Genomic DNA, 12,856 nt, shown 5'->3' with positions numbered 1-12,856 from the left:
ACCCGTCCTGATCCCGTCCGGAACCCGTCTCGGGCCCGTGGGCGCCGCTGCCGACGGTCCGCGGATCAGCCGAGCCGCACCGGCAGTTCCACCAGCCCCCGCAGCAGGGTGCCGGTGCGCCAGGTGAGCGTCGCCGGGTCGGCGGCCAGGGCGGGTGCGGGGTGCCGGTCGAGCAGCAGGCGTACGGCGACGGCGGCCTCGACGCGGGCCGGCGGGGCGCCCAGGCAGTGGTGCGGGCCGTGCCCGAAACCGAGGTGGCCCTGCGGGCGGCGGCCGATGTCGAAGCGGTCGGGGTCGGGGAAGTGCGCCGGGTCGCGGGAGGCGGCGGCGAGCGAGACGAGCACCGAGTCGCCCGCCGCGATCGCGGTGCCCGCCAGCTCCAGCGGCTCGGCCGCGAAACGGAACGCGGAGGCGTGGACGGGCGAGTGGTACCGCAGCGACTCCTCCACGGCGGCCTCGGTCAGCTCCGGCTCGGCGCGCAGGCGGGCGAGCTGGCCGGGATGGGTGAGCAGGCCGTGGACGGTGGCCGAGATCAGGTTGACGGTCGTCTCGTGCCCGGCGACGAGGATGAGGAAGGCCATGCCGAGCAGTTCCCCGGCGGTGAGCTCGCCGCGACCGGCGGCGCCGACCAGGTCGCCGAGCAGCGTGCCGTCCGGGGTGCGGCGCATGGCGTCGGTCAGCTCGGTGAGGTAACCGGTCAGCGCGGTCGCCGCCGACCCGGCGGCCTCGGGCGAGGTGGGCATGACCAGCTCGTTCGACCAGGTGTGGAAGACCCGGCGGTCGGCCTCGGGCACGCCCAGCAGCTCGCAGATCACGGTGACGGGCAGGGGCAGCGCGTACCGGGCGACCAGGTCGGTGGTGCCCGCTCGCGGCAACGCGTCCAGCAGCTCGCCCGCGATGCGTTCGACGCGCGGACGCAGGGCGGCGGTCCGGCCCGGCGTGAAGTGCCCGGCGACCAGTCGGCGCAGCCGCGTGTGCTGCGGCGGGTCGCTCTGGAGCATGTTGTGGCCGATGGCGTGCCCGCCGTCGCTCCGCCAGGACGCGGAGTGCCGGATGTCGTTGCGCAGCCGGGGGTCGGTGAGCGCGGCCCGCGCCGCGTCGCGCGTCACCACCAGCCAGCTCTCCCCGCTGCCGGGCACGAGCACCCGGTGCACGGCACCCCGGGCCCGCAGGGCGGCCAGTTCCTCGAGGGTGGGCGCGGTCATGGGGGCCTCCTGGGGGAGCGGCTAAACGGGGAGTGCTCCCCGTTTCGACGGCCGACGATAGCATCGGCACCCGGAGCACGGGGAGCACTCCCCGGTTCCGTACGGCCGGAGACCCGGAGACCCGGAGACCCGGAGACCCGGAGACCCGGAGACGGAGACCGGAGACGCGGAGGGTGAGGATGACCGTCGGCGCACGCGACGGAGCGCCCCGGCAGCGACGCGACGCGCGGCGCAACCGGGAGCTTCTGCTGGAGGCGGCCCACGAGGTGTTCACCGAGCAGGGGCTGGACGCCGCACTGGACGTGATCGCGCGCCGGGCGGGGGTCGGCAACGCGACGCTCTACCGCCACTTCCCCACCCGTGCGGCCCTGGTGGACGCCGTGTTCCGGGACTCGCTGACCGGCACGATGGACGCCGGGGAGCGGGCCAGGAAGGCGCCGGACGCGTGGGCCGGGCTCGCCGCCTATCTGGAGGTGGTCTTCGGCACCCTGGCCGCGGACCGCGGCTCCAACGACCTGATGACCACGCACCTGCGGGGTGTCGAGAGCCTGGAGGCGGTGCACGAGCACAACCGCCGGACCGTGGACACGCTGCTGACCCGCCTGCGCGACGAGGGCACCGTCCGCGCCGACGTCACCACCGAGGACGTCCTGTTCGGGCTCGCGGCGCTCGGCCGCGCCGTCCCAGCACTGACCGCCGCGACCGCGGCCGCGGCGGGCCCCGGGTCCGCGGCCACGGCGGCGGCCCCCGGGTCCGCGGCCGCGGCCGTACCCGCGCCGGACGCCTGGCGCCGCCCCCTCGCGCTGTTCCTGGGCGGCCTGCGCACCGCGCCGGCCGCCGGGGCCCTGCCCGCGCCCGCGCTCACCGCCGCCGAACTCGGCGACGTCCTGCGCGAACTGGGCCCGCACCGCACCCGTGCCGGGGACCGCGAGCCCCGCGGGTGAGACGGGCCCGGCTCAGCCCCGGGGGCCGGTGCCGCTGTCGGTACCGGTGTCCTCGCGCTTGACCGTCTCCCCCGGGATGACGCGCGGCGTGCCCGGTTCGTCCGCGTCCCTGGCCGCGCGGGCCTCGGACTTGAGGATGCGGGCCGACTTGCCCGCCGAGCGGGTCAGCTCGGGGAGCTTCTTGACGGCCAGGACGGCCGCGACGACGACAAGAATGATCGCGAGCTCGCTGAGTCCGAACACGGCGCTCCCCTGGTGGACGAACGGTGCGGGCCCGCGGCACGGACCCGCACACGGAATCTACGGCAAGGCCGGCGGGCTCGGTGCCCGCGGGGCCCGGTGGCTCTCAGAGGTCGAACTCGTGCGGCGGCAGGTCGAGGGCGTAGCACGCCTCGCGGACCACGGCGCGCTCGTCCTTGTCGAAGTCCCCGTCGGCGCCGCCGATCACGATGCCGATCTGGATCACGGCCCGGGCCTCGGCGGGCTTCTTCTTCGCCTTGGCGATCTCCTGGAGGATGCCGACCTTGCCGAAGGCGAAGTCGGCGGTCAGCTTGTCCAGGTTCTCCTCGAAGCGGCGGCGCAGGTCGTCGGCGGGGAAGTTCTGCAGCACCTCGTTGGTCGAGATCAGCTGGGCGACCCGCTGCCGCTCCGAGGCGTCGACGCTGCCGTCGGCCGCGGCGACCAGGGCGCACATCGCCATGCTCGCGTCGCGGAAGGCGCCGCTCTTGAGGTCGTTCTTCTTCGCCACGAGCTGCGTCTGCATCTGCGACGCGGACTCCTTGAAGCGGTCCCACAGGGCCATGAGAACTCCGTACTCCGTACCGGTCGGACGGGAAGGGGCGATCGAGGACGTCCGGGCCGGCCCGGCCCGCTCGATCCTCTACATCACTGTAGAAGTTATCAGTCTTCCCCGTCGTCGGAGTCGCTCTCGAAGAAGTCCCCCACCTCGTCGACGACTTCGGCCGCCACCATCCCTCCGGCGATCCCCGCGGCCCCGGCCATGACGGCGCCACCGACCCCGGAGTCGTGGCCGTACACCGCGTGGGAGCCGTACGACGCCCGGTGCTCGACCAGCTCCTGCATCCAGCCGTCGACGAGGGCGTCCCAGCCCTGCGGTCCGGCGGGACCCTCGTGCGGGACGGTGAAGCGGCTGAGCGCGTCGTGGCCGCCGTGGCCGCCGGAGAGCGGGCCGCCGCGCTTGTCCGCCTCCAGCACCACCTCGAGGGCGCCGGGTACGGCCAGGAAGGTCAGCTCGATCTCGTCGACCTGGTGGGCGTAGCGCGGGGGCGGGGTCAGCTCGATCTCCTGGTAGAAGGGCAGCTGCTGCCCGGTGCCGCCGATGCGGCCGTACTCCAGGTCGGCGGAGCGGAAGCCGAAGCCGAGCCGGCCGAGGGTCTCCAGAACGGCCTCCTGGGCCGGGAGCGGCGCCACGGCGAACGGGTCCAGGTCGCCGCTGTCCCGGGCGCCGGCGACCGCCAGCTCGGTGCGCACGCCGAGGACGACGCCCAGCGGCTGCCCGTACAGCTCGGTGGCCGGGGTCTCCCAGGGCAGCGTCACCGCGAACGGGATGCTCGTCTCCTCGCCCGCCCCGAGCCGGAAGGCCCCGCCGACGGCGTGCCGGTCGAAGACGACGACACCCTCGCCGTCGCCACGTTCCTCGTGCTCGGTCTCCACGCGGGCCACCAGCTCCAGCGCGACGTGCTCGACGTCGTGGTCGGCGGTGCCGCCGACGAGGTGGACCCGGCCCGACAGGGTGCCTCCCGGCCGGGCGGCACCCGGGTCGAGGACCGTGTCCACCGTGGGTCCACCCACGCCGAGGGAACCGAGCAGCCGCTTGAACACCATCGAGGCGTTCGCTCCTTCACTTTCGGGCGGGGAACAACCGGAACCGCCCGGCCGTTCTCTACAGGCGAGTAGAAGCATAGGGGTCTCAGGACTCCCGATCTTTTTGCTCGTCCTTTACCATGAGGGAGAACCCTCGGGTGCCCGGCTGGTACCGGCGCCCATCGACCCCGTTAAGGAGTCCCGTTCCGTAATGGAGCCCCCTAGTACCGGCCGTGCCGCGGCCCGCCCGCCAGTTCCCCCGTACGTGCGTGAGGGAAGCGGGGTGGCACGGTGACCGAGGTCCTGCTGCTCCTGCTGGCCCTCCTCCTCACCCTGGCCTGCGCGCTCTTCGTCGCGGCCGAGTTCTCCCTCACCACCGTCGAGCGCTCCGACCTGGAGCGTGCCGCCGAGTCCGGTGAGCGCGGCGCGGACGGTGCCCTGAGGGCCGTACGCTCCCTGACCCTCCAGCTGTCCGGCGCCCAGCTCGGCATCACGGTGACCTCGCTGGTCATCGGCATGCTGGCCGAGCCGTCGATCGCGGTGCTGCTGCGCGGACCGCTGACGGCGATCGGCCTGGGCGGCGCCGCCTCCACGGTGGCGACCTTGCTCGGCGTGATCCTCTCCACCGTCGTCCTGATGGTCGTCGGCGAGCTGGTCCCCAAGAACTGGGCGATCTCCCGCCCGCTGGCCGTCGCCAAGGTCGTCGCGGGTCCGCAGCGCGGCTTCACCACCGCCTTCGGCCCCTTCATCCGGCACCTGAACAACACGGCGAACCACTTCGTGCGCCGCTTCGGCCTGGAACCGGCCGAGGAGCTGGCGTCCGCCCGCAGCGCCGAGGAGCTGGTCGCCCTGGCCCAGCACTCGGCGGCCGAGGGCGCCCTGGAGGCGGACTCCGCGGAGCTGTTCGTGCGCACCCTGCACCTGAGCGACCTGACCGCGGAGAACGTCATGACCCCGCGCGTGGACGTCAAGGCCCTGGAGGCCCACGCCACCGCCTCCGACGCCGCGAACCTCTCGCACGCCACCGGCCTGTCCCGCTTCCCGGTCTACCGGGACAGCCTGGACGAGGTGGTCGGCACGGTCCACATCCGCGACGTGCTGGCCCTGCAGCCGGACCGGCGCCGGGCCACCCCCGTCACCGAGCTGGCCACCGCGCCCCTCCTGGTGCCGGACAGCCTGCCCGCCGACCGCCTCCTGGAACGCATGCGCGCCACCCGCACCATGGCCGTCGTCATCGACGAGTACGGCGGCACGGCGGGCGTCGCGACGGTCGAGGACATCGTCGAGGAGGTCGTCGGCGAGGTGCGCGACGAGCACGACCCGGTCGAGATACCGGACCTGCTGCCCGCCCCCGCCGACCCGGACGGCCGCGCGGCCTGGGAGGCCGACGGCTCGCTGCGCCTGGACCACCTGGAGCGCATCGGCCTGACCGCGCCGGAGGGTCCGTACGAGACCCTGGCAGGACTGGTCGCCACCCACCTGACGCGCATCCCCGCCAAGGGCGACGTGGTCGCCCTGGACGGCTGGCGCATCGACGTCCTCGACGTCGACCACCACCGCGCCGACCGCCTCCGCGTCACGGCGCCCGCGGCGGACGACGCCCGGTCGGTGTACGAGCAGCTGGCCGGCGAGCGGTCGGCGCGGGACGAGCGGGAGCCGGCCCGATGACCGTCGTACAGCTTTTCATCGGCGCGCTGACGCTGCTGACCAACGCGTTCTTCGTGGGCGCCGAGTTCGCCATGATCTCGGTGCGCCGCAGCCAGATCGAGCCGCGCGCGAAGATGGGCGACAAGCGCGCCCGGATGACCCTGTGGGGCCTGCAGCACATCTCCCAGATGATGGCCACGGCCCAGCTCGGCATCACCGTCTCCTCCCTGGTGCTCGGCGCGGTCGCGGAACCGGCCATCGCGCACCTGATGGAGCCGGTGTTCGAGGTGGTCCACATGCCGCACGCGCTGGTCCACCCGGTCGCCTTCGCGATCGCCCTGGCGCTGGCGACGTACCTGCACATGCTGATCGGCGAGATGATCCCGAAGAACATCGCGCTGGCCGCCCCGGCGACCACCGCGCTGCTCCTCGGCCCGCCGCTGGTCGCCCTCACCCGGGCCCTGAAGCCGGTCGTCTTCGGCATCAACGCCTTCGCCAACACGCTCCTCAAGCTGCTGCGGGTGGAGCCGAAGGACGAGGTCGAGGCCGTCTTCACCGACGACCAGCTGGCCCGCATGGTGGTCGACGCCAGCGAGGCCGGACTGCTCACCCCGGCCGACGGCGAGCGCCTGCGCGACGCGCTGGAGCTGGGCACCCGCCCGGTCGGCGAGATCCTGGTGCCGGCCCAGAAGATGCGCACCGTCCCGCACACGGTCACCCCGGCCGAGCTGGAACGCATGGCCGCCGACGCGGGCTACTCCCGCTTCCCGGTCACCGGCCCCGGCGGCACCGTCCTCGGCTACCTGCACATCAAGGACACCCTGGGCCTGACCGACCGCGAGAGCCCCTTCCCGCGCACGGCCCTGCACCGCGTCACCCGGGTCCGCATCGACACCCCCCTGGACGACACCCTCACCGCCCTGCGCACCGAGGACAGCCACCTGGCCGCCGTCACCGGCGAGACGGGCTCGGTCCTGGGCTTCGTCACGATGGAGGACGTCCTGACGGAACTGGTGGGCCCGACGACGCCGGTGGCCTGACGCCGGGAACCTTCCACCGGCCAGGTTCGTCTCCTCCGGCGACAACGGCATCCGTACCGTCGGAGGAGACGCCCATGGCCATGGTCGGCCTGTTCTGGATCACTGAGGGCTGTGTGTATCTGGGGGCGAAGCCCGCCGGTGCGGCGCCCGGTGTGCGGCTGACCGAGGGCGGGGTGGAGATCCTGGGGGGCGAGCAGGGCGGCCGGTCCTGGGGGTGGGACGAGGTGCGGGGGCTGGACGTGCGGGACGTGGCCGTGCGGTCGGCCGGGCGGCGGCTGGCGTCCATGGCGTTCGACTCGGTGGTCGTGCTGTTCACGGGCGACGGCGAACAGCCGCCGCTGTTCACGGTGTGCGTGGAGACCGACGGCGACGGCACGGTCGAGGCGAGCGTTCTGGCCGCCGTCACCGGTGGTATCCACACGCCCGACGAGTACGACCTCTCCCGTTCCCTTCTCGCCCGCCTCGTCGACGGCACCACCACCGTCGGGGAGCTGATCGGCTGGCGCCGGGACGAGCCCGAGGACGTCGCCCCCACCAAGGACCAGCGCCTGGCGCTGCTGCGGGAGTGGACTGCGGCCGCCGTCTGACCGACGGGTCGGGGCACCCACGTAGCCGACCCCCTACCGGGGTATCACCCCCGACTTGGCTCCCCAGGGTGACGTCCCGGCTCGCACCGTCTTCCTACCTTCCCTCCGTCAGCGTCACGACGAGACGGAGGAGGCGGACGGATGGGTCGCTTCAGAAGGGTCCTGACCACCGCCGTACTGACCACGCTGCTGGTCGGCGGCACCGCCGGCTGGGCGTCGGCGAGCAGTGCGAGCGCGCCCGGCGGCCCGCTCCCCGGTACCGCCGCCTGGCTGGCGGACGACTCCCTGGGCAGGGAACTGCCGGACCCCGCCACGGCCACCCCGGCCGAGGTGGCCGCGTTCTTCGCCGGGCTGAGCGGCGCCCAGCAGCACAGACTCGTCGAGGACCATCCCACCGTGGTGGGCAACCTGGACGGCGTCCCCGTGCACCTCCGTTACGAGGCCAACGCGCCCGCGGGCGACCGGGTGCTGGCGTACGACCCGCGCGGGCGCGGGACGATCGCGCGGGTCGCGGGCGACCTGGAGCACGCCGCCCACGTCTCGGTGATCGTCCCGGGCTCGGACATCGACGCCGGGACCTTCGACCGCACGGCGCAGCGGGCCGCCGACCTCCGGGCGGCGGCGGGCGACGACACGGCCGTCATCGCCTGGGCCGGGTACACGACGCCCTCCGGCATCGGACTCGACCTGGCGACCGGGCGGCTCGCCGAGGCGGGCGCCGAGCGGCTGGTCCGTCTCACCGAGGGGCTGGACGCGGCCGGTCTCCCCGACCCCTCCCTCTTCTGCCACAGCTACGGCTCGGTGGTCTGCGGCCTCGCCGCCGACCACACCGACGCCGCCGACATCGTCGTCATGGGCTCGCCCGGCATGCGCGCCGACGACGCCGGCGCCCTCGGCACGGACGCCCACGTCTGGGCGGCGAAGTCCCCGCACGACTGGATCGACCGCGTCCCCAACGTCGAGTTCCTGGGCCTCGGCCACGGCGCCGACCCCACCTCGCCCGGCTTCGGCGCGACCGTCCTGCCCGCCGACGACGTCCCGGCGCACGACGAGTACTTCGCGCCCGGCACCTCCACCCTGGCCGCGTTCGCGGCGATCGCGAACGGGGAGCGGTCATGAGGGGGCCGCTCGCCAAACTCGTCCGGCTCGGCGCCCGGGTCGACGAGCGGACCCCGGCACACCGCGACCGTGCGATCGACGGCCTGCGCGCGCTGGCGCTGCTGGCCGTGCCGACCGGTCACTGGCTGGTCGGCGGGTTCACCCTCGACGGCGGCGGCCTGCACAACGCCAGCCCGCTGGCCACGTTCGGCGCCCTGGCCCCCGCGAGCTGGATCCTCCAGATGCTGGGCATCTTCTTCCTGGTCGGCGGCTACTCCTCCTACCTCTCCTACCGGCGTCGCAAGGGGTCGGTCCGGGAGTGGACGGTCGGCCGCCTCAGGCGGCTGGGGCGTCCGGTCCTCGGTGTCACGGCCGTATGGGCGCTGCTCCTTCCCCTTCTGCACTACGGCCTCGGTGTGCCGGGCGACACCCTGCACACCGCCTCCACGCTCGTCGTCCAGCCGTTGTGGTTCGTCGGCGTCTACGCCGTGATCACGGCCCTCACGCCGTACTGCGTCCGCGCGTCCGAACGCCTGGGCGCCTGGGCCGCGGTGCCGTTGACCGGGTCCGTCGCGGTGGTCGACTTCCTGCGCTACGGGCCCTTCGCGGACGCGATGCCCTCCTGGCTGAGTCTGCTCAACCTGCTGCCGGGCTGGATGTTCGCCTACCAACTGGGCGTGTCCTGGGCGGACAAGCGGATCGGCCGGCGCGGGGCGTGGCTGCTGCTGGCGGGCGGTGCCGCGCTGTTCGCCGTGCTGCTGCTCGCCTTCCACTACCCGATGTCGATGGTGGGCGTGCCCGGCGAGGCCCGGACCAACTCCCACCCGCCGTCCCTGCTGGTCCTCGCGCTCGCCGCCGTCCAGTCCGGCGCGGCGATCCTGCTGCGCGACCGGCTGGCCCGGCTGCTGCGGCGGCCCGCCCTGTGGGCGCCGGTGGTGATCGTCAACCTGTCGGCGATGACGATCCTGTGCTGGCACCAGACGGCGATGCTCGCCGCCGCCGTCCCCGGCTCGTACTTCGGTGAGATCCCCGGCCTGACCGGTGCCCCCGACACGGGCGGCTGGGTCCTGGCCCGGCTGGCCTGGATGCCGCTCTTCGCGGGGCTGCTCGTGGTGATCGCGAGGTTCGCCCGGCCGCTGGAGGCCCCGTGGGACCGCACCGGCACGGCCCGGCGTGCGGCGGCGGCGGTGCTGGCGGCGGGCTTCGGCTACTTCGCGCTGGCGGCGTGAGCCGGCCGCCCCGAGAGCCCCACACCGTCAACCGGCCGCCCCGACCCACACCGTCAGCCGGCCGCCCCGAGAGCCCCGCCCACACCATCAAGGAGCCCCATGTCCCCGGCCCGCGAAACCGTCCCGCCGGACACCGGAAGATCACGCGACGGCAGTGAGTTCACGCCGCTGCTGCGCGACGTCAAGGAGCAGCAGCTGCTCGAGCGGCGCACCGGCTGGTACGCGCGCACCATAGCGGTCAACGCGCTGGGTCTCGCCGCCGTCGGCACCGGCATGGTGCTGCTCGGCGGCTCCTGGTGGGTGCTCGCGCTCGCGCCGGTCCTCGCCGTCCTGTGCGCCCGTACGGCGTTCATCGGCCACGACGCGGGTCACGCCCAGATCAGCGGCAGCCGCGCCGTGAACCGACGCATCGGACTCGTCCACGGCAATCTGCTGCTCGGCATGAGTTACGCGTGGTGGAACGACAAGCACAACCGCCATCACGCCAACCCGAACCACATCGACAAGGACCCCGACGTCGCCGCCGACGTCCTCGTTTTCACCAGCGGGCAGGCCGCCACGCGCGCGGGTTTCCGCGGCTGGCTCACCCGGCACCAGGCGTGGCTGTTCTTCCCGCTCACCCTCCTCGAGGGCCTCGCCCTGAAGCTCCACGGCTTCCAGGACCTGCGGCGGCAGGAGGGCCGTGCGCGAGTGGTGGAGGGCGCGCTCCTGGTCGCCCACGTCGCCGGGTACGTCACCCTGCTCCTGACGACCATGCCGCTCGCGCACGCCCTCGTCTTCGCCGCGCTCCACCAGGCGCTGTTCGGGCTGCACCTGGGCATGGCCTTCGCGCCCAACCACAAGGGGATGGACATGCCCGACCCGGATTCCGGCGCGGAGAAGTGGGGGCACCTGCGGCGCCAGGTCCTCACCTCCCGCAACATCAGGGGCGGCCTCCTCACCGACTGGTTCCTCGGCGGCCTCAACTACCAGATCGAGCACCACCTGTTCCCCAGCATGCCCCGCCCGCACCTCGGGCTCGCCCAGGCCGCGGTCAAGGCCCACTGCCGCGACCTCGGCATCCCCTACAGGGAGACCGGCCTCGTCGACTCCTACCGGCAGGCCCTGCGCCACCTGCACGAGGTGGGAGAACCGCTCCGTGCCGACATCTGAGGAGCCGACGCCGTGCGCCCCCGTGGACGCCGCCCCTTCGGACGCCGTCGCGGCGCACACCGGGCACCTAGGCTGGTGCCCATGACCCCAGTGGAGGCGGAACGTCCGCGCGCGCTGCTCGCGGGGGCGTCGCGGCGGTGGGTGCGGCTGCTGCCGTGGGCCGTGGCGTTCGTGCTGTGCGTCGCGCTGCTGCCCACGACCATCGTGGTCCTCACCGCCGACTACGGGCTGAACGGCGGCCTCGCGAGCGCGCTGGCCGTCGCCCAGGCCGCCCCGCTGCTGCTCGCCGTCGTACGGCCGCTGCAGGCCTGGTACGTGGTCTTCGCCGCGGACGTGGCCGGTGCGCTCGCCCTGCTCGCCGTCGACTTCCAGGAACGGCTGCTGTGGCCGTTCCCGCCCATGCAGATCGTCGGCTACGTCGGCCTCTGCCTCGCCCTGGGCCTGCGCGAGCGGCGCCGGACGCTGCTGCTGGTGTGGCTGGCGACGGCGGGCGCCAACGTCGGCCTGGGGTTCGTCGCGCCCCACGGCACCGGCGCCAAGGACCTGTTGCTCACCATCCTCGGGGGCGTCGCGCTCCTGCTGGGCGGCGCGCTGCGCGAGCGGTACGAGGTGCAGCGCAGGCTGGTCGAGCAGGAGACGATCAGCGAGGCCGAGCGGGGCCGGCGCACGCTGCTGGAGGAACGCGCCCGCATCGCACGCGAGCTGCACGACGTGGTGGCGCACCACATGTCCGTCATCACGGTGCAGGCGGACACCGCCGAGTACCGCCTCGCGGCGCTCCCGCCGGACGTGCGGGAGGAGTTCACGTCGATCGCGGCGACCGCGCGGGAGTCGCTCGGCGAGATGCGACGCCTCCTCGGCGTGCTGCGCAACGAGGAGGCGCACGGCGAACTCGTGCCCCAGCCGGGCCTCGCGCAGATCGGGCAGCTGGTGGAGGCGACGGCGCGGACGGGCGGGCCGGTGGAGTTCACCCCCTGCGACGCCGAGGTGCCGGAGGCGGTGGGCCTCTCGGCGTACCGGATCGTCCAGGAGGCCCTCGCCAACGTCGTACGGCACGCGCCGGGAGCGGCGACGCACGTGTCGCTGTCGGTCGCGCGGCCCGCCGACGTGCGGGGCGACGAGCAGGGCGACGGGCGGGACGAACGGCGGGGCGACGGGCGGCGCGAGGGGCAGGGCGGGGAGCGGCTCACCGTCCTGGTCGTCAACGACCCGCCGCCCGAGCCGCCCGCCGGGCCGCTCGAAGTGGGCGGCACCGGACACGGACTGGTCGGCATGCGCGAGCGGGTAAGGCTCGTCGGCGGCACCCTCGACGTGGGACCGCTGCCGGACGGCGGCTTCCGGGTCGCCGCACAACTCCCCCTGACGGAAGAGGAGACCACGTGACGACGCGCGTCATCATCGTCGACGACCAGGCCATGGTGCGGGCCGGCTTCGCCGCGCTGCTGGCCGCCCAGAGCGACATCGACGTGGTGGGCGAGGCTCCCGACGGCGCGCAGGGCGTCGAGCTGAGCCGCCGTACGCATCCGGACGTCGTCCTCATGGACGTGCGGATGCCCGAGATGGACGGGCTGGAGGCCGCGCGCCGGCTGCTGTCGCCCCCGCCCGGGGTGACCCACCGGCCGCGGGTGCTGATGCTCACCACGTTCGACGTCGACGACTACGTGTACGAGGCGCTGCGGGCGGGCGCCAGCGGCTTCCTGCTGAAGGACGCGCCGCCGGCCGACCTCATCGCGGCGGTCCGCGTCGTGGCCTCGGGCGACGCGCTGCTCGCACCCTCCGTGACGCGCCGCCTGATCGCGGACTTCGCCAAGCAGCGCCCCGCTGCTTCACGGGGCAAGCCCGCGCTGCGGCTCAAGGGCCTGACGGAACGCGAGACCGAGGTCCTCACCCTGGTCGCCCGCGGCCAGTCGAACACGGAGATCGCCCGCACCCTGGTGCTGGCCGAGCAGACGGTCAAGACCCACGTCAGCCGCGTCCTCACCAAGCTCGACCTGCGCGACCGCGCCCAGGCGGTGGTCTTCGCGTACGAGTCGGGGCTCGTGGCCCCGGGAGAGTAGTCCCGCCCGGCCGGTCCCGCGGGCCCGGCCTCTCTCCTTCGCCCCCTACCGGGGTATCACCTCCACATTGGCT

13 protein-coding genes are annotated in these 12,856 nt (G+C 74.0%); 9 read left to right on the top strand and 4 right to left on the bottom strand.

Annotated features, from left to right (window positions below; translation table 11 throughout):
* Window positions 1-65 precede the first annotated feature (65 nt).
* Window positions 66-1,205: a cytochrome P450 gene (locus C4J65_RS15710; RefSeq protein ID WP_115742963.1), complete on the bottom strand. Its 1,140-nt coding sequence runs from the start codon at window positions 1,203-1,205 to the stop codon at window positions 66-68.
* Window positions 1,206-1,384: 179 nt separating this feature from the next.
* Here C4J65_RS15710 and C4J65_RS15705 point away from each other — a divergent pair, with 179 nt between their 5' ends.
* The gene (locus tag C4J65_RS15705; RefSeq protein WP_115742962.1) at window positions 1,385-2,149 is read left to right on the top strand and encodes a TetR/AcrR family transcriptional regulator; all 765 of its coding nucleotides are present in this window, start codon (window positions 1,385-1,387) and stop codon (window positions 2,147-2,149) included.
* Window positions 2,150-2,161: 12 nt separating this feature from the next.
* On the opposite strand, the gene C4J65_RS15700 is transcribed toward C4J65_RS15705, so the two are convergent.
* The 3 genes from C4J65_RS15700 to C4J65_RS15690 form a co-directional block, all read right to left on the bottom strand.
* On the bottom strand, window positions 2,162-2,392 hold the full coding sequence (locus C4J65_RS15700; protein WP_115742961.1) for a twin-arginine translocase TatA/TatE family subunit: 231 nt from the start codon (window positions 2,390-2,392) through the stop codon (window positions 2,162-2,164).
* 103 nt (window positions 2,393-2,495) lie between these two features.
* Window positions 2,496-2,951 (bottom strand): tellurite resistance TerB family protein, encoded by a 456-nt coding sequence (locus C4J65_RS15695; RefSeq protein ID WP_115742960.1) that lies wholly within the window; start codon window positions 2,949-2,951, stop codon window positions 2,496-2,498.
* Between the two features lie 98 nt (window positions 2,952-3,049).
* Window positions 3,050-3,994 (bottom strand): sporulation protein, encoded by a 945-nt coding sequence (locus tag C4J65_RS15690; protein WP_162833200.1) that lies wholly within the window; start codon window positions 3,992-3,994, stop codon window positions 3,050-3,052.
* A gap of 270 nt (window positions 3,995-4,264) precedes the next feature.
* Between C4J65_RS15690 and C4J65_RS15685 the strand changes: the two genes are divergently transcribed.
* The 8 genes from C4J65_RS15685 to C4J65_RS15650 all read left to right on the top strand — a co-directional run bounded on the left by C4J65_RS15685 (window position 4,265) and on the right by C4J65_RS15650 (window position 12,783).
* Window positions 4,265-5,641 (top strand): hemolysin family protein, encoded by a 1,377-nt coding sequence (locus C4J65_RS15685; protein ID WP_115742958.1) that lies wholly within the window; start codon window positions 4,265-4,267, stop codon window positions 5,639-5,641.
* Complete coding sequence (locus C4J65_RS15680) at window positions 5,638-6,660, top strand: hemolysin family protein (protein WP_115742957.1); 1,023 nt, start codon at window positions 5,638-5,640, stop codon at window positions 6,658-6,660. Before C4J65_RS15685 ends, C4J65_RS15680 begins: the two co-directional genes overlap by 4 nt.
* Before the next feature lie 74 nt (window positions 6,661-6,734).
* Window positions 6,735-7,247, top strand: a complete 513-nt coding sequence (locus C4J65_RS15675) for a hypothetical protein (RefSeq protein ID WP_115742956.1) — start codon at window positions 6,735-6,737, stop codon at window positions 7,245-7,247.
* Between the two features lie 141 nt (window positions 7,248-7,388).
* The gene (locus C4J65_RS15670) at window positions 7,389-8,366 is read left to right on the top strand and encodes an alpha/beta hydrolase (protein WP_115742955.1); all 978 of its coding nucleotides are present in this window, start codon (window positions 7,389-7,391) and stop codon (window positions 8,364-8,366) included.
* Window positions 8,363-9,574 carry an acyltransferase gene (locus C4J65_RS15665; RefSeq protein ID WP_115742954.1) on the top strand — a complete coding sequence of 404 codons (1,212 nt, stop codon included), beginning with the start codon at window positions 8,363-8,365 and terminating at the stop codon, window positions 9,572-9,574. The genes C4J65_RS15670 and C4J65_RS15665 overlap by 4 nt, the downstream gene beginning before the upstream one ends.
* Before the next feature lie 99 nt (window positions 9,575-9,673).
* Window positions 9,674-10,726, top strand: coding sequence for an acyl-CoA desaturase (locus tag C4J65_RS15660; protein WP_115742953.1), 1,053 nt, complete (start codon window positions 9,674-9,676; stop codon window positions 10,724-10,726).
* Between the two features lie 81 nt (window positions 10,727-10,807).
* Window positions 10,808-12,109, top strand: coding sequence for a histidine kinase (locus C4J65_RS15655; protein ID WP_205351018.1), 1,302 nt, complete (start codon window positions 10,808-10,810; stop codon window positions 12,107-12,109).
* Entirely contained in the window at window positions 12,106-12,783 is a 678-nt protein-coding gene (locus C4J65_RS15650; RefSeq protein WP_115742951.1) for a response regulator transcription factor, read from the top strand. The genes C4J65_RS15655 and C4J65_RS15650 overlap by 4 nt, the downstream gene beginning before the upstream one ends.
* The last annotated feature ends 73 nt before the right edge of the window (window positions 12,784-12,856 follow it).

Source organism: Streptomyces sp. CB09001 (assembly GCF_003369795.1).
Taxonomy (GTDB): domain Bacteria; phylum Actinomycetota; class Actinomycetes; order Streptomycetales; family Streptomycetaceae; genus Streptomyces.
This window is presented reverse-complemented; position numbering and strand designations above follow the sequence as displayed.